At 68.1% G+C, this 16,488-nt stretch carries 16 protein-coding genes; 11 read left to right on the forward strand and 5 right to left on the reverse strand.

Annotated elements, in window-relative coordinates:
* Positions 1 to 100: 100 nt before the first annotated feature.
* Positions 101 to 370 carry a hypothetical protein gene (locus tag L0C25_RS12920; RefSeq protein ID WP_271632059.1) on the forward strand — a complete coding sequence of 90 codons (270 nt, stop codon included), beginning with the start codon at positions 101 to 103 and terminating at the stop codon, positions 368 to 370.
* Between the two features lie 1,047 nt (positions 371 to 1,417).
* Here the strand turns inward: L0C25_RS12920 and L0C25_RS12925 are convergent.
* Positions 1,418 to 2,260: a hypothetical protein gene (locus L0C25_RS12925; protein ID WP_271632060.1), complete on the reverse strand. Its 843-nt coding sequence runs from the start codon at positions 2,258 to 2,260 to the stop codon at positions 1,418 to 1,420.
* A 570-nt stretch (positions 2,261 to 2,830) separates the two neighbouring features.
* Between L0C25_RS12925 and L0C25_RS12930 the strand changes: the two genes are divergently transcribed.
* Positions 2,831 to 3,241: a hypothetical protein gene (locus L0C25_RS12930; RefSeq protein ID WP_271632062.1), complete on the forward strand. Its 411-nt coding sequence runs from the start codon at positions 2,831 to 2,833 to the stop codon at positions 3,239 to 3,241.
* A gap of 36 nt (positions 3,242 to 3,277) precedes the next feature.
* Positions 3,278 to 3,811: a VOC family protein gene (locus L0C25_RS12935; RefSeq protein ID WP_271632063.1), complete on the forward strand. Its 534-nt coding sequence runs from the start codon at positions 3,278 to 3,280 to the stop codon at positions 3,809 to 3,811.
* A 101-nt stretch (positions 3,812 to 3,912) separates the two neighbouring features.
* Here the strand turns inward: L0C25_RS12935 and L0C25_RS12940 are convergent, their stop codons facing one another.
* Positions 3,913 to 4,404: a pyridoxamine 5'-phosphate oxidase family protein gene (locus L0C25_RS12940; protein WP_271632064.1), complete on the reverse strand. Its 492-nt coding sequence runs from the start codon at positions 4,402 to 4,404 to the stop codon at positions 3,913 to 3,915.
* Between the two features lie 125 nt (positions 4,405 to 4,529).
* Positions 4,530 to 5,120 (reverse strand): hypothetical protein, encoded by a 591-nt coding sequence (locus L0C25_RS12945; protein WP_271632065.1) that lies wholly within the window; start codon positions 5,118 to 5,120, stop codon positions 4,530 to 4,532.
* A 110-nt stretch (positions 5,121 to 5,230) separates the two neighbouring features.
* Here L0C25_RS12945 and L0C25_RS12950 point away from each other — a divergent pair, with 110 nt between their 5' ends.
* On the forward strand, positions 5,231 to 6,052 hold the full coding sequence (locus L0C25_RS12950) for a class I SAM-dependent methyltransferase (protein WP_271632066.1): 822 nt from the start codon (positions 5,231 to 5,233) through the stop codon (positions 6,050 to 6,052).
* Positions 6,053 to 6,055: 3 nt separating this feature from the next.
* On the opposite strand, the gene L0C25_RS12955 is transcribed toward L0C25_RS12950, so the two are convergent.
* Together L0C25_RS12955 and L0C25_RS12960 are read right to left on the reverse strand one after the other, a co-directional pair.
* The gene (locus L0C25_RS12955) at positions 6,056 to 6,487 is read right to left on the reverse strand and encodes an aconitase X swivel domain-containing protein (protein ID WP_271632067.1); all 432 of its coding nucleotides are present in this window, start codon (positions 6,485 to 6,487) and stop codon (positions 6,056 to 6,058) included.
* Positions 6,468 to 7,739, reverse strand: a complete 1,272-nt coding sequence (locus tag L0C25_RS12960) for an aconitase X catalytic domain-containing protein (RefSeq protein ID WP_271632068.1) — start codon at positions 7,737 to 7,739, stop codon at positions 6,468 to 6,470. Before L0C25_RS12960 ends, L0C25_RS12955 begins: the two co-directional genes overlap by 20 nt.
* Positions 7,740 to 7,949: 210 nt before the next feature.
* On the opposite strand from L0C25_RS12960, the gene L0C25_RS12965 reads away from it, so the two are divergent.
* From L0C25_RS12965 to L0C25_RS12995, 7 genes are read left to right on the forward strand one after another with little or no spacing between them, the layout of a single operon-like run.
* Entirely contained in the window at positions 7,950 to 8,675 is a 726-nt protein-coding gene (locus L0C25_RS12965; protein WP_271632069.1) for a GntR family transcriptional regulator, read from the forward strand.
* 51 nt (positions 8,676 to 8,726) lie between these two features.
* Positions 8,727 to 10,055, forward strand: coding sequence for a sugar ABC transporter substrate-binding protein (locus L0C25_RS12970; RefSeq protein WP_271632070.1), 1,329 nt, complete (start codon positions 8,727 to 8,729; stop codon positions 10,053 to 10,055).
* 3 nt (positions 10,056 to 10,058) lie between these two features.
* Positions 10,059 to 10,991 (forward strand): carbohydrate ABC transporter permease, encoded by a 933-nt coding sequence (locus L0C25_RS12975; protein WP_271632071.1) that lies wholly within the window; start codon positions 10,059 to 10,061, stop codon positions 10,989 to 10,991.
* Entirely contained in the window at positions 10,988 to 11,926 is a 939-nt protein-coding gene (locus tag L0C25_RS12980) for a carbohydrate ABC transporter permease (RefSeq protein ID WP_271632072.1), read from the forward strand. The genes L0C25_RS12975 and L0C25_RS12980 overlap by 4 nt, the downstream gene beginning before the upstream one ends.
* A gap of 4 nt (positions 11,927 to 11,930) precedes the next feature.
* Positions 11,931 to 13,406 carry a glycoside hydrolase family 3 N-terminal domain-containing protein gene (locus tag L0C25_RS12985; RefSeq protein ID WP_271632073.1) on the forward strand — a complete coding sequence of 492 codons (1,476 nt, stop codon included), beginning with the start codon at positions 11,931 to 11,933 and terminating at the stop codon, positions 13,404 to 13,406.
* A complete protein-coding gene (murQ, locus tag L0C25_RS12990; protein ID WP_271632074.1) occupies positions 13,399 to 15,261 on the forward strand; it encodes an N-acetylmuramic acid 6-phosphate etherase in 1,863 nt (620 codons plus the stop codon). Before L0C25_RS12985 ends, murQ begins: the two co-directional genes overlap by 8 nt.
* Positions 15,258 to 16,442, forward strand: coding sequence for an anhydro-N-acetylmuramic acid kinase (locus L0C25_RS12995; protein ID WP_271632075.1), 1,185 nt, complete (start codon positions 15,258 to 15,260; stop codon positions 16,440 to 16,442). The genes murQ and L0C25_RS12995 overlap by 4 nt, the downstream gene beginning before the upstream one ends.
* Positions 16,443 to 16,488: the final 46 nt, after the last annotated feature.

Below are 16,488 nucleotides of genomic sequence, written 5' to 3' on the forward strand. Positions count from 1 at the left end.
ACGCATACCGCAAGGCGATCCAGCCTCGCTGGCTCGTTGTCTCACCGTCGCGAATCCCCGCTCACGTGTGACCATGGATCTTGAGGATCGAGGTGGGCGTATGCCCGAAAGTGAATCGTTGGAAGAGAAGTTGGCGCGTCTCGGCCGTGAGGCAGAGGTAGCCGAGTTCGGTCCGCGGGCGCGGGAGATCATGCGTGAGAGCGATGTCGAGTTCGATACGGCGCTAGAGCAGGCCATCACCGAACGACGCGACAACGCCCGGTTAGCGGATGAGTACAACAGGACCCGTGACCTGTCGGAGTTTGATGAGGCCGCGTCGGTGCCGGTCGAGGTACGCCGCAACATCACCGGCAGGGACAAGCGCGGTTGAACGCCGAGGCCAATGACCAAGACCCTTCCGGGTTCAGCTCGTGCTCGAGGTCGCGCTGTTGCCCGTAGTCGGGAGCCACAGATGCGCCGTGTCGTCCACGTCTGTGCTGCGACGCGCGTCGCAGCCGGCCTCGGCCACACAGGGTGCGCTACCGGGCCGCGGTTCGCCGGGTATCGCGGATGATCCGGTGTCGCCAGAACCACCTCGGCCACCTCGTGGGCAGGGGTGTGGTCGTTGCGAGCTGCTTCGGGATGTACCAGTCGATCTGGGGTGGCGGGTCCGGTTGACGTTCCTTGTCGTCAATCGGTTCGTCGTACACATCATCCGTTGCTTGGAATCGCGGTGGAGGCGAAATGTCGCGGAGGTTCAGAACCTGTGCGCGCCGAGACCTGACTTTCCTCCTGGTCGGCGACGCAACCCACGTGGCTATCACGAACGCCTCGCCCCAGTCGCTGGGATCGGCGTAGGCCGTCAGACCGAGCTCGACTCCCGGGTGTACGGCCGGCGACAGCTTCGCGATCGAGCCGTCTACCAACATTGTGGCGTAGCAGCCAATACCGTGCACCCGCACGCGAAAGGCGGTCGCGTCACCCGCATTCGCCAGTCGACAAGCCACGGTTGGCGGTGATCCTTGGCGAGCCTTTCGCGAGTCGGCGTACCACTCGGTGCGACCACTGAACGGGATCCAGTCAGCTTCCTTACGATCCGCTCGGCGCCACCACAGCGCGGTCAGTAACGAGAACGATGTCGCTAGCGCGGTCGCGATACCTGCCGAGGCGAGCACGTCGTCCCAACTCATAGAGACCTCGCCGTCGGATCATGCATGGTCCTAGGCTTCCTCATCCGCGGTTCCCTCGTCGGCGAAACTGAACATCCGCTGCGCGAGGACCTTCGCGAACACCGAACGAGGGATCCGCTCGCGCACCCGGTGCGGGCCAGGCCGTCGTGTTCGGCGGCAACCGACCGGGTGGCCTCGATGACGATGAGCGGTCGGGGTTGTCGATGGCGTCGGAGGCGACGGCGTGAAGGATCGCGGCGGTGCGCACGTTACCTGCTGAATGCGTCGGGTACCGATGCTCCTGTTGGCCAGGTCGATTGCACCGTGTGCGGAGGAGTAGCCCGAGCCTCGAACAACTCCATGAGACTGTCGAGCGCGACCTGTGCGGCACGCGCGAGCAGCGCCATGACCTGGAAGTTCGCCGTGACGGTCGCGTTGGTCACCCCAGGCGTCGTTGAGTCGGTCTCATCGCGGTCGGCGACGGTGTGGACCACCCACGGGCGACCGTGGGCAAAACCGGAGGCGAGTTGCCACGCGGCGAGATTGTTGATTCGAGACCCCTTCGCAGTCAGGTACTCGCCAGCCACCTTCGCTACCTTGCTGCTCGGGGCCCACGTCGACCAGTCAGGCGGCACGCCGGCACGGTCGGCAATCTCTAAGAGCAGGTCCGATCGCACCTCCGGCGCGTCAGGCACCTCCGCGCCAAGCGTCGTCGCGGCCCCAATTCCGTCGCGGAGGTTCTGTGCATGCCATGCCAGCAGCCGCCGGACGCGCGTGACGCGGTCGCGCGGCGACAGCATCCACAACCCTGCCGACGCCACCTCTATAGCGCCACGCGCTAACGTCGCGGGCGCTGCGACATGCATGATGCCCTGATCGACCACGAGAGTGCACAGCGCGTGGACATGGTCGACGCCCATCACGAGGCACGAGTGCACGGCGTGAGACAGCTGGTACGGGTAGGTGAGCTCGTCGTCTCGACCTAGTGCCGTGAGCGGAGGAACCGCCCACCCGTCGACCGCGTTCACGCGGTCGTGACGTTCCTGGGTGCTGTTGTGCAGGTCGATCCAGAAGTTGTTGATGTCGTCGATCGACGGCGCATCGTCCCCCACAGCGTGAAGCGTATCTGCCGCAGCGCAGAGGCGTGGTGGATTTGCGAACCGGCTCGCGCCTAGGACCAGGCGTGCATCGGCGGCGGCCGCAAGACGCATCCGCGCACATCCACCCGCCCGTCCGATGCGCCACGACCTCGCCGGGCCTCGGCCCAGGTATCGACCTCGTTAACCGAGACCCTTTCGGCGGCGGCGACAGGCAGCCGCTCGCGCACAAGCAACTCCCATGGGGAGGCTGGCCGCACGGTCGACGAATGGGACGAGCAAGTCGGTCATGTGTTCGACAAGGCCGGTTCGTCTTGTAGCGAATTTGTAGTAACCGACGTCAACAGACTGTAAGCCGACGTTCGCCCTGTAACGGACGTCTTCGCAGGTCAGACACCACTTTCGAGAGTTTGCGCAGGTCAGGGCGACCTTGCTGTTTATTAGATCAACATGTGAGGCAGACACCGCCACTGACCTGGGCGGGCGTGGCCCAGCGTGCCTCGGATGTGACGGCGTTGTCACTACTGAATGCGGAGCCGGCCGACTTGCGACACATCGGAATCGCTTCGCGCAATACTCGGGGGTATGACGTCGGAGCCCACGCACCTCGATGATCACCAGCTCCTGATTCCTGCGTCCCAGGAACGGGTCTGGCAGGCGATGCTGGACTACATCACCACGCTCCTCCGCCGGGGTCGGCCCATCGCGTGGATCCTTGGCGCGAGCCCGCCGAACGGCTTCGCCGTGATAGCCGAAGAGCCCCACCATCGGCTGGATCTATCCGGGCAGCATCGGTTCGCGACCTACCTGCTCCGCTTCGAACTCACCATCCCACCGGACCGCGGCGAGTCGACGCTGCTTCGCGCCCGCTCGTATGCGGACTTTCACGGCCTGTCCGGCCGCGCCTACCGTACTGCGCTGCTCATGTCGGGCGGCCACGTCGGCGGGGTGCGACTGATGCTGCACAGGGTGAGAGCCTCCGCTCTCAGGCGCTAGACCTCGCATCGTGATCGCACCTCAGGTGGCAGACCGATGCTGCAGATCAACTGTTCGACTCTTGACCCGCTCCGCTCCGACCTACGAGCGGCACCTTTGCGCGGACGGGTCAGATGTGGCCGCAGGCGAGTTCTGGGCCGTTACGCTCTCAGCGTGCACATTGATCTCACTACGCTCGTCGTCAACGACTACGATTCTGCCATCGAGTTCTTCGTCGACACGTTGGGCTTCGACCTCGCTGAAGACGAGCCATCGTTGACCAACGATGGACGCCCCAAACGATGGGTTGTGGTCCGACCCCCGGGAGCGCCGACGGGGCTACTTCTGGCGCGTGCGGACGGCGAGAACCAGGCCGCCGTCGTCGGGCAGCAGACCGCGAACCGTGTTGGCTTCTTCCTGCGGGTCGATGACTTCGAGGTCACGTACGAACGGATGAAGACATCCGGGGTCCAATTCGTGAAGGACCCTCGCACCGAGCCGTACGGCCGTGTCGCGGTCTTCCTCGACATCGCAGGCAACCGTTGGGATCTACTCGGTCCCGGATCGACCCCGGAAATCGGCGCAAGATGACGCGAGGTGCCGAGTCCTCAGATGCCAATGGTTGAGGGCGTCTGCGGGAGTTTGCGCAGGTCGGGAGGACAGGGCTGGCCACTTCGCGGGGGGAGGCGTGGTCAGTCGATAAAGCCCGTCTGGCGTGCGATCCGCTCGGTGTCCTTGGGCATGGTCGTCTCGAAGTCGTTGAGGCGAGCCCAGGTCGGTGTGATCGTGATGCGCGCCATCGAGTCGTACAAGGCACGCACCGCGGACTCGAAGTCTTCCGCGCCGCGCGCGCTCTGAGTCTTGAGGCTGGCCGCCAGGTACTCCCGCGGAACGCCGTCGAGAACCTCGATGCTGGCCACACCGCGGAGAAGGAGTGCTCTCGTCGGTTGGCCGTCGTAGTCGATGGTCACTGCGACTGCAGGGTTCTGACGCAGTGCCTTGACCTTCCCGCTTGTGGGCACCGTACACACGACGATGCGACGGTCCTTCCAGAGATAGGCGATCGGAATGACTCGCGGAGTGCCGTCAAGACCTACGTAGGCCAAGCGCATCAGCGGCGACCCTCGCAACAGCTGCCCGGCCAAGGGCTTGTCGAGTTCGGCGGCGACCTCGGTGGAGTCCATCACGTCATCGTCGCATGGAGGGTGCGAGCCCGACCAGCGCGACAGTTGGCCGCCGGTCTGGGCCGCAATGGTCGAATCGGCGGCCAGAAACCAGCAGTTGCGTCCCGAATCGTGGCGATGCGCTGTCAGCGATCTCCACGTTCGATGGCGGCGAGGTACGCGGCGCCGCGCGGCGAGAGCCGGTAGCCGACCTCGAGGCTGCGGGTGAGGCCGAGCTTCTTGAGCTTGCGTACGTCGATCTTGAACGGGTCGCGCTCGCGACCGACCGACTCGGCGAGATCCGCCGCGCGCACTGCGGGGTTGGCCTCGATCAGCCGGAGGGTGTCGGACGTCCACGCGCCGTGCGTACTGGCCCGGTCGAGCCGTCCGAGCCGCATGGAGATGTCGGCAATGTCGGCATCGGTCAGCGCTGTGTCATCGCCTAGGGCAAGTCGCGGATCGGGTCCGGCGTACGCGAGCCCGACCCGAAACACCGGATCGGTCGGATCGCCGCGGAAGAGCTTTCGTAGCTCGTCGGCGGTCGCCAGCCCGGCGGCACGCGCGGCCGAATCGGTGATGCGTTCGGGGTCGACCTGCTCGACTCCGGTGACCTCGATCAGGCCCGCCGAGGTCAGGAAGGTTCCTCCCACCCTCACTCGGGGCCGCTTCCAGCGGCGGAACGCAACCTGCACCTCGCCGGACGCGACGGCGGCGGCGATGGCGGGGGGCAGCAGCATCTCGGTTCCCGATCGGAGTGGGTCGGCAGCAGGATAGCGGCTCGGCAGCCGCGTGACAGAGCTCTGACAGCGCCCGTACGTAGCGTCTGCCGCCTACGAAGGAGGCTGCGATGACAACGCAACGAGGCTACTTGCTCGCGGACGCTACTGACGAGGAACACCGTCTGCACATCCAATCCGCAATGCTGGACCCACTCACCGCGCGGGTGTTCGCCAGCGCCGGTCTCGCGCCCGGCATGCGAGTGCTCGATCTGGGCAGCGGCGCGGGCCACGTCGCGATGCTCGCGTCGGAGTACGTCGGCTCCGAGGGTTGCGTCATCGCGGTCGACAACGATCCGCGCGCGATCGCGATGGCGCGGCGTTGGGCCGAGGCCGAGGGGCGCGCCAACATCGACTTCCGAGAGAGCGACGTGACATCGCTCGCCGGCATCGACGGTGAGTTCGACGCCGTCGTCGGGCGCGCGATTCTGATGTATCTGCCGGAGCCCGAGGTCGTCCTGCGTGCCGCACTCACGCGTCTCGCGCCCGGCGGTCTCGTGTGCTTCCACGAGGCAGATTTCGCAAGTTCGTGGGCACAACCGGAGACGCCGTTGTGGCGCGACGTACGCGAGTGGGTACGTGGCGTGCTGGCCGCCGGCGGTGTGGACGACCGGATGGGCGTGGCCCTGTTCTCCCTCTACCGTGCCGTCGGCCTCCCCGACCCGCAGTTGCGGATCGAAGCGGCGGGCGGAAGTGGCGAACAGTCCCCGGTGCCCGCATGGACCAACAACGTGGCCGCCCTCGCGCCGGCGATGGAGAAGCTGGGAATCGCTTCGGCCGACGAGATCTCGCTACTCGACCTGGAGCAGCGGCTCGATGCCGAGCTCGACGCCCATGATGGATTTGCCCTCTGCCCGTTGATGATCGGGGCCTGGACGCGAGTACCCGAATAGGGCTCACGTCCATGCGATTCTCGCCGAGTCGTCCGACGCGTCGACCGTCGTACGCACTCCGCCGCGGACGCGTGCGTAGTCCTCCCGTGACAGCACCACGACCGGCGTTGCGCATCCGTAGAGCTCCGCGGCGACGAGCGCGCCGAGCGTGACGATCGCGTCGGGCCGGGCCATGACGATCGCGGCGGGGCCGTTGCCCGTACGCAGCAGCTCGGCCAGCACGCTCGCGCTGGAGCTCGAGCCGCGCCCGGACTCCATCGCGAGTACGCGACCGCGCAGCGAGACACCGAACTGCGGGTGATGACGGTCGATGATCTGCCCGGCACCGTCGACCCCACCCCAGAACGACAGCGGGCCGTCCAGCTTGAGCAGCGGTCCGGTGCCCGTGCCCGCATGCAGGACGGTGCCGACGAGCTCAGCGGAGGAGGCCGTCATCGAGCACCACCCTTCCTGCGCGCGCCGATGCGACGCACTCACTGAGGCTCGCGAGTACGACGTCGACGCCGAGGTTCGCCGGTGCGTAGTGCGCCCACTTGCCGGAGTTCGTCATCACGACTCGAGTGCTCGGGTCGAGGATCGACGTCACGTACGTGCAGGTGTCGACGACCAGGCGTACGCCCGCGTCCTGGAGCACCTCGGCGATGCCGTGCTGTCGGGCCCGTTCGAGCACGGTGCGACCGGTTGACGCGTACATCGCAACGCCGGTGTGGATTCGTGGCCCGTCGGCGAGCTCGTCGGCGAGTGCGCGTAGCTCGTCCAACGACGCGTGCGGGGTGCCGACGCTGACGGCGTCGAGCCGGTCGCCCTCTGCGGTGCTGAGCTCCCGCCGAGCGGACGCGAGCCGCTCTGGCGTGACGACCTCGGTGTGTTCTGGCGGTCGGTCGTGTAACGCGGCATCGAGCGTCGGTGCCTCGGGCGTCGTACCGACGACATGGAAGAGGGCGACGCCGCCCGCGGATGCGGCCGCCGCGCCGAGTGCCTTCAAACGATCCTCGGAAACGCCCGGAGGGAGTCCGACGAAGACCGGGTTGGCGGTGCCGGCGATCTCTCCGGCGAGGTAGCCGAGGAGCGGATACGCAAGGTCGAGTTCGAGTACGCCCGCGCCGAGGCCCCTGCAGTCGAGCACTACCTCGCCGCGACGGTTCTCGTCGAGGTGCAAGCCCGCGTACGGTGCGCGCCCGGTGACGGCGGCGCATACGTCGAGGAAGTCGCCGTAGCGATCGGTACGCGCGCCGAGCACGGAGTTGGCGAACACGATCGCGTTCGACTCCGCCCAGGCGATGTGCTCGCCGCGCGCGGGACGTACGTCCGCCTGGTACGGCGCGCAGGTCCAGGTCGGGCGAGCGCCGAGGGCCTCGTATGCGGTGGCGAGCCGGCGCCCGCCCGCGGCAACGTCCTTCTCGGTCTCCGACTCGGTGCGCACCATGCCGGGATGCAACAGGTCGAGCGACCCGACATTGAGCGTGGTCGGCACCGTCGTACGCGCGCCGAGCTCGACCAGGCGCTCGGCGAAGTCGACGCCCGCCTGTCCGTGGTAGAGGCAACCGTCGATGTGTACCGATGCGATCTCGACCAGCCGCTCGGCGCCGGACGCCCGCGCGAGACCGGTGACGACCCGCATCGCCATCGCGGCGCCCTGACCGTCGGCGCCCTCGAGCGTTGCGCGCTCGCCGGGTTCCAGCTGCATGGCGACAGCGTAGGCGTCGCCGGACGGGCGTACGCGGCGGTGCCGGGGCGCGCTCGGCATGGCAAGCGTCCGCCGTGCATGGTGAATCCGCCGTGCAAGGTGCACCTTTACCATGTAGACATGGTAAAGGTGCCACGAAAGGTCACGATTGGGTCGCAACCTCACCCGAGACTGTGGCGCACACTGGTCTATTCGGTGTACCAATGGTCTATGGCAGTGGATGCCGCAGGTGCCAAACGCTCGCAGGTACGCGAGCGGCTCGATGCGTTGATCGAGTCGTTGCTCCCCGGCGAGGCGATTCCGGCCGAGCGCGAGCTCGCCCGCGAGCTCGGGGTCGCGCGGATGACCCTGCGCCGCGCGGTCGACGAGCTCATCGTCGAGCGCAAGCTGGTGCGCCGACACGGGTCGGGTACGTTCGTCGCGCCCAGCCAGGTAGCCAAGCCGTTGTCGGCCACGTCGTTCTCCGACGACATGCGTGCCCGCGGACTCCGCCCGGGCAGCCGCACGGTTGCGTGGCGGCAGGTCCCGGCCAGCCTCGCGTACGCGGCACTGCTCGAGATCTCACCGCATGCGACGATCCTGAACGTACGCAGGCTCCGGCTCGCCGACGACATACCGATGGCGATCGAGGATCTGTCCGTTCCGCAGGATCTCGTGCCCGGGCTCACCGGCGAGGAGCTCCAGGACGCATCGTTCTACCAGCTGCTGTCGGAGCGGTTCGGAGTCACGATCCGCTCCGGGCAGCAGGTGATCGAGCCGTGTCTGGTCGAGGCGGCCGACGCCGCGCTGCTCGACGTTCCCGAGGGCGACCCGGCATTCTGCTTCGAGCGCACCTCGCGTACCAGCGACGGCCGGGTCGCCGAGTTCGTGCGCTCCATCTACCGAGGCGACAGGTACCGGATCGTCGCGCCGATATTCCCCGAACCGATCGTGTGAACCCAAGGTGACAAGAATTAGACCTCTGGTCTGGTAAGGAAGGCAAGGACGATGAGACGTCGAATCACGAGCGGTGTGGCGTGCCTGGCGGCACTCACGCTGACCGTCGCCGCGTGCGGCGGCGACGATGACGGCGGCGGGAGCGGCGAGCTCGAGAAGTCCGCATGCGCGCCGATCACCGACGGTGGCGCCAAGGGCGAGACCCTGTCCGTCTGGATCATGGAAGGCACCAACCCCGACGCGACGCCCTTCTTCAAGGAGGTCAGCGCAAAGTTCGAGCAGCAGACCGGCGCGAAGCTCGACGTGCAGTTCGTCGCCTGGGCAGACGCACAGACGAAGTTCAACAACGCGATCGGTGGCGGCACGACACCCGACGTCGCCGAGACCGGCACCACCTGGACCCCCGGCTTCGCCGACGCCGGCGCGCTGACCGACATCGATGCCTGCGTCGACGAGGCGGGCGTACGCGATGACCTCGTCGACAGCCTCGAGGAGGCGGGGACGTACGACGACAGCCTTTACGGCATGCCGTGGTACGCGGGTGTGCGCAGCGTCGTCTACCGCACGGACGTCTTCAAGAAGGCCGGTATCGAGCCGCCGACGACCTGGGACGAGCTCGTCGACGTCGGCGAGAAGCTGAAGAAGGCCGAGCCCGACATGTTGCCGTTCCCGGTCGCAGGCGACAGCGAGTACGGCGCCGATCCCTTCATCTGGGGCGCAGGCGGCGAGATCGCGACCGAGGAGGATGGCCAGTGGACCTCGGAGGTCGACTCGCCGGAGGCGCAGAAGGGCATCGAGTTCTACACCGGCCTGGCGACGGAGCACGACTTCTCCTCGGCCGCCGCGCAGACGTGGGACGAGACCGGTCTGAGTGACGCCTTCGCGCGTGGCGAGGCGTCGATGATGATCGCGGGCAGCTGGACGCCGGGAGCACTCGTCGAGCAGAACCCCGACCTGAAGGGCAAGATCGGCGCGTTCCCGATCCCGGGTCCCGAAGGCGACATGAGCCCGTCGTTCGTCGGCGGCTCACACCTGAGCGTCTTCAACACCGCAGAGAACCCCGACCTCGCGTGGACGTTCGTACAGATGATGACGACCGGCGAGTTCGCGCAGAAGTGGGGCGACCAGACCGGCTACTTCCCGGGCACCGAGTCGCTGCTGGACAAGGTCATCCAGGAGAACGACCCGCTCGTTGCACCGTTCGCGAAGCAGATGGTCGAGGGTGGCGCGAGCGTCCCCGTGACGCCGCTGTACGAGAAGATCCAGGGCAAGAGCACGATCCCGGCCATGGTGCAGTCCATCCTGACCGGCAAGGCATCGGTCGACGAGGCGGCGTCGTCGGCCGCCGACGAGATGAACACGGTGTTCCAAGGTGGGTGAGCAGTGACCCTCCTGTCATCAGGGCGACGCAGCCGGGTGCTGCCACACCGGAGGGTGTGGCGGCCCTGGCTGCTCCTCGCCCCCGCGCTTGCGACGCTCGCGGTGCTGCTGATCTACCCGCTGGGGCGCGTCGTCTACCTGTCGACCCAGGACTACGGCCTGCGTGAGCTGAACCTCGGGCTCAGCAACCCCGTCGGGCTCGACAACTATCGCGCGATCTTCGAGGATCCGCTGCTTCGCACCGCACTCGTGAACACCGTTGTGTTCGCCGTTGCGTGCGTCTTCCTCACGGTCGTGCTGGGCACCCTCGTGGCGCTGTTGCTGGTGCGCCTCGGCACCAAGCTGCGCGCGGTCGTGACGACCGCGATCATGGTCGCGTGGGCGATGCCCGCCGTGACCGGCACGTACGTGTGGGTCTTCATCTTCGACACACCGAGCGGCATCGTCATGCGCGGCCTCGACAAGATCGGCATGGTCGACCCCGATACGACGAACTGGTTCGTCGACCGCCTGTCGTTCTACTCCATCGCGACGCTCAACGTCGTGCACCACGGGTTTCCGTTCGTCGCGGTGACCGTGCTCGCCGGCCTGATGACACTGCCGGGCGAGACGATGGAGTCGGCCCGTATCGACGGGGCGAATGCGTGGCAGAGGTTCTGGAACATCACCTTCCCGATGCTGCGGCCGGTGTTCGCCGTCGTCACCATCTTGTCGACGATCTGGGACTTCAAGGTCTTCACGCAGGTGTTCCTGATGCCCGGTGGCGACGGCGCGAACCGCGACGTCTTGAACCTCGGCACGTGGTCCTACATCACCGGCATCTCGCAGAAGGAGTACGGGCTCGGCTCGGCGATCGCGGTGCTGCTGACGCTGCTGTTGTTGCTGATCACCATCGTGTACCTGCGGTCGATGTTCAAGGAGGACGAGCTGCGATGAGTGTCGAATCGCCTGCGGGGTTGGTCCGTGACGACTCGCCGCCGTCCGCGACGGATCAGCGGGTCGGCAGCCGTCGACCACGCAAGGGCGCCATGAACCACACGCTCGGCGCGCGTACGACCACCGGCAAGGTGCTGACGATCGTGGCGCTGATCGCGTTGCTCGCGTTCACGCTGCTGCCGGTGTTCATGATGATCTCGACCGCGTTCGACGCGAGGTCCGAGGACGGCTCGCGGTCGTTGATCCCGACGGAGCTCACCCTCGATCACTTCCGGTTCGTGCTCGACGAGGGCGGCTTCCTGACGTACATGCGCAACTCCCTGATCGTGGGCGTTGGCACGGTGCTGATCTCCGGCGCGTTGGCCCTGTTGGCCGCGGTCGCCGTCTCGCGTTTCGCCTTCCGGCTGCGCACCTCGGTGCTGGTGATGGTGCTCGTCGTACAGATGGTGCCGCTCGAGGCGCTGGTCATCCCGATGTTCATCCAGGCCCGTCACCTCGGGCTGCTGAACCAGCTGTTCGGTCTGACGCTTGTGTACGTGGCGTTCTCGCTGCCCTTCGCGATCTGGATGCTGCGCGGGTTCGTCGCCGCGATACCGATCGACATCGAGGAGGCGGCGTACGTCGACGGTGCGTCGTGGGGGCGGATGTTCTGGTCGGTGCTGCTGCCGCTCGTCGGACCTGGGCTCGTCGCGACCAGCATCTTCGCGTTCATCACGGCGTGGAACGAGTTCATCTTCGCGACCACCTTCATGAACGACGATTCGAAGAAGACTGCGGCCGCCGGACTACGAGACTTCTTCGGCAGGTTCGGTGACAACGACTGGGGTGCGGTGATGGCCGGGTCGACGCTGATCACGGTCCCCGTGATGATCTTCTTCATCCTCGTACAGCGACGGATCTCCGAAGGTCTCGTCTCCGGCGCGGTCAAGGGATGACCCGATGAAACAGAACGATCCCGGCGTACGCCGGCTGGTCAACGCCGTGCTCGTACCCGGCTTCGTCGGTACGACGGTGCCCGCTTGGCTCGCCCGCGAGCTCGAGGACGGGCTCGGCGGTGTGTGCTGGTTCGCGCACAACGTCGAAACCAGAGATGCGACCCGCGACCTCGCGGACGCCATCCATCGGCTCGGAGAACACGCCCTGATCTGGTGCGACGAAGAGGGCGGCGCCGTGTCGCGGCTCGATGCGCAGTCCGGCTCGCCGTGGCCGGGTCACGCCGCGCTCGGGCAGCTCGACGATGTGCACGCGACGAGGAGCGTCGGCCTCGGGATCGGTACGAGTGCTCGCGAGTCGGGCATCGACATCGTGCTCGCACCGGTCGTCGATGTGAACTCCGACCCCGACAACCCGGTGATCGGGGTGCGTTCGTTCGGGGGTACGCCCGATCTCGTCGCCAGGCACGGCACGGCATTCGCGGCCGGGCTGCAGGTTGCAGGTGTCGCGGCCTGCGCGAAGCACTTCCCCGGCCACGGTGCGACCGCCGTCGACTCGCATCTCGAGGCGCCGGTGGTCGACGCAGCACGCGATGTCCTGTGGCAGCGAGAGCTCGCGCCGTTCGTGGCCGCGGTCGAGTCGGGCGTACGGTGCCTTCTCACCGCGCATGTCGTCTTCCCGGCCGTTGACTCCGAGCTCGCCACGATGAGCAGTACGTGGATGCGAATGCTGCGTGAGGATCTCGGCTTCGATGGGGTCGTCGGCACCGATGCGCTTGATATGAAGGCGATATCCGCCGGCGTCGGACGCGGCGAGGGTGCGGTACGCGCCCTGGCCGCGGGTGTCGATGCCGCGTGCATCGGCAACCCGGCGTTCCCCGAGACCTACGACGATGCCGAGATCTTCGAGCACGTACGCGCGGCCGTCCTCGGCGCCGTCGACGACGGCAGGCTCGGCATGGCGCGGCTCGAGGAGGCCGCCGGCCGGCTCGCCGAGCTCGCCGCCTGGACTCGGCGCACGGAGGCGTTCCCCGAAGCCCCGCAGGACGGGTTGGACATCGCTCGCCGGTCGCTCGCGGTCGATGGAGACGTAGCGGTGACCGGTGCCCCGCTGGTGCTCATGCACCAGGCAGGCAGCATGGCTGCAGGTGACGTACGCTTCCCGCTCGCCCGCTTCCTCGGTGCGGAGCGCGACGGCACGGCGTACGAGACCGTGCGCTCCGGCGCCGACGCGGTCGGCGCGATGAAACGGCATCCGGGGCAAGCGGTCGTCGTCGTGACCGACGGACTCGCGGGCGGCGGTGTCGTCGAGGCGGTCCGCTCTGCCGACATCGATGCCGTGGTGGTGCACAACGGCCCGGTAGGTACGGCTCGCGATCTCGCGGCGCCGCTGATTCGTACGTGGGGTGGCGGGGCAGCGAGCGCGCGAGCCGCCGCCGAGTACCTTCTCGCAGAGCAGCTTCTCGGAGGCAGAAATGGCTGAATCCCCATGTGTTGTTGGTGTCGACGTCGGAAGATCCCGCTGCAGGGTCGTCGTGCTCCAGGCCGACGAGCGTGCCGAGTGGTCCGGAAGGGGCGTGGTGCCGACACCCGGGCCGACGGGCGTCCGCGTGGCGGCGGCGGGCGTACGTACGGCGATCCGGCATGCGCTCGAGACGACCGGCCGTGACCGGGTCGCGCCGTCGGCGATCGCCGTCGGCATGGCCGGTGTGACGACGTTGGACGGCGGCACGGTCGCACTCGCCGCGGCGATGTCGGAGCAGTGGCCGGGAGCGCGAGTGGCGGCCGCTACCGACGCCGTCACCGCACACGCGGGCGCGCTCGCCGGTGCTCCGGGCGCCGTGCTGGCCGTCGGCACAGGGGCAATCGCGTTGGGACTGGCCTCCGACGGGTCCGTGCACCGCGCCGACGGGTGGGGGCAGTGGCTCGGTGACGACGGAAGCGGCACCTGGATCGGTCGGGAGGCATTGCGGGCTGTCGTACGCGCACAGGACGGGCGTGGACCGGCCACCTCGTTGAGCAGGGCGGCCGTTCGACGGTTCGGTGACTTCTCCGGGCTCGCGGCGGCCCTACCGTTCGAGTCGATCCTGCCAACGCGTACGGCCGAGTTCGTACCCGACGTGGTCGCGGCGGCAGACGCGGGCGACGACGCGGCGACGGAGATTCTGCGGCGAGCCGCCGATGCCTGGGCGGAGTCGGCACTCGCGGCCGCGCGGGCCGCGGACGTCGACACTGTGACCTGTGTCGGCGGTCTTGCCGAAGTCCCAACACTGTATGAGTTGTGGCGGCAGGGAGTCGCCTCAGACCTGAAGGTTCTACCCGCGGCGGGCTCCTCGCTCGACGGTGCGGTGCTCATCGCGCAGCGAGACGACCTGCCGCACGAGGAGCAGGTGGCACGCCGGCTCTCCGTCGGGTCATCGGCATCGAGAGCCGAGGACCTCGACGTGTTGGCGACCGAGGGCGTACGCCCCGCGCTCGACGACCTCGACGTACGTGATGCCGGCGAGCTCGTGGACGTACTCCTCGATGCGGAGGGCAAGCTGCCCCACGTACTCAGCGGTGCGCGCGATGCCATCGCCGAAGCCGTCGGTGCGATCGAGACCGCGTTCCACCGCGGCGGCCGGCTGCTGTACGTCGGTGCAGGTACGCCCGGCCGGCTCGCCGCGCTCGACGCGGCGGAATGCCCACCGACGTTCGGTACGCCCCCCGAGCGGGTCGTGGCCATCCTCGCCGGCGGCACCGACGCTTCGACGGCCGCGATCGAGGGAGCCGAGGATCGCACGGACGACGCTGCTGCCGCGCTCGCCGCCCACGATGTCGGTCGCGACGATGTCGTCGTGGGCATCTCGGCGTCCGGCCGGACGCCGTTCGTCCTTGCTGCGCTGGAGTTCGCGCGTACGTCCGGTGCAGCGACGGTCGCCGTCGTCAACAACTCCGACAGCGTGATCGCGGCCGCGGCCGATGTTGCGGTCGAGCTGCTGACCGGGGCCGAGGTGATCAGCGGGTCGACGAGGTTGACCGCCGGAACGGCGCAGAAGGTCACCCTGAACACGTTGTCGACCGCGGCGATGATCCGGCTCGGCAAGACGTACGGCCCGCGCATGGTCGACGTCGTTGCGTCGAACCACAAGCTCCGTCGCCGCGCCGCGCGGATCGTGCGCGAGATCTGCGACGTCGACGACGCGACTGCTGTTGTGGCGCTCGAGGGTGCAGGGTGGCAGACGAAGACCGCGATCGTTGCGTTGCTTGCGGGTGTGGGGTCCGAGGAAGCGCGCGCCCGTCTCGCAGCCGGTGACGGGCGGGTCCGTTCGGCGCTCGAGGCGGAGCCGCCGCAATGATCGTCGTCGCCGTCGCGTCGGGCACGTCCGCGGATGCCTGCGACGTGGCCGCCGTCGACGTCGAGTGGGACCGCGACACGATCGCGATGCGCGTGCTCGGCACGACGGAGTCTGCCCTGCCTGACGGTCTGTCCGCGCGGGTGCTCGCGATCCTGCCGCCGGCGCGGCTCGGTATCGAGGACGTGGGCCGCCTCGACACCGACCTCGGCCATGCGTTCGCCGACGCTGCGACGGTCGGAATACGCGACCTGGCCGGCGGCGTGGCCGACCTCATTGTGTCGCCTGGACAAACGGCCTTTCACGACGTGGTCGGCGGCGAGTGTCGTGGCACGCTGCAGCTCGGACAGCCCGCCTGGGTCGCGGCGCGTACGGGTCTGCCCGTCGTGTCGGATCTGCGCGCGAGCGATGTCGCGTCCGGCGGGCACGGCGCGCCCCTTGCGAGCACATTCGACGCCTTGTGGCTGGCCGGCATCGCGGACTCCGCGCCCGTTGCCGCGCTCAATCTCGGCGGCATCGCGAACGTCTCGGTCGTTGGCGCGGGTGGCAACCTGCTCGCCTCGTTCGACACGGGACCCGCGAACTGCCTGCTCGACATCGCCGCCGCCCAGGTCAGCGGTGGCGCGCAGACCAGCGACGTCGACGGCACCCTGGCGCTCGCGGGACGGGTCGACGAGGCGTTCCTCGACCGCCTGCTCGCCGACGAGTACTTCGCGCTGGCGCCGCCGAAATCGACCGGACGCGAGCTGTTCTCGGCCGATTTTCTGGCGGCCGCTCGCGCAGGTATCGACATCAGCGGCGAGGATCTTCTCGCGTCATTGACGGAGTTCACCGCACGGACCATCGGCGACGCCTTGCGCGCGTACGGGGTCGGGGAGGTCGTCGTGTCCGGGGGAGGGCTGCGAAACCCGGCCCTGATGCAGGCGATCGGGCGGCAGGTCGCACCGGCGCCCCTCGTACGCGCCGAGGAGCGCGGAATCGACGGTGACGCGAAGGAAGCGCTCCTCTGGGCGCTACTCGGGTTCCTCACCTGGCACGGCGTACCCGGCACGGTACGAGCCGGCGACCGCGTGAGCACCGGTGCGACCGAGCCCCGCGTCCTCGGGCGCATCACGCCCGGTGCGGCCGCGCTGGAGCTGCCCGCACCGCGCAATTCCGGGCCGCGCGCACTCGTGGTGCGATGAACGGCACATTCGGTGCGGCCGCCCCCTTGACACTCGTCGGTCTTTG

The sequence above is a fragment of the Solicola gregarius genome, from assembly GCF_025790165.1.
GTDB lineage: Bacteria > Actinomycetota > Actinomycetes > Propionibacteriales > Nocardioidaceae > Solicola > Solicola gregarius.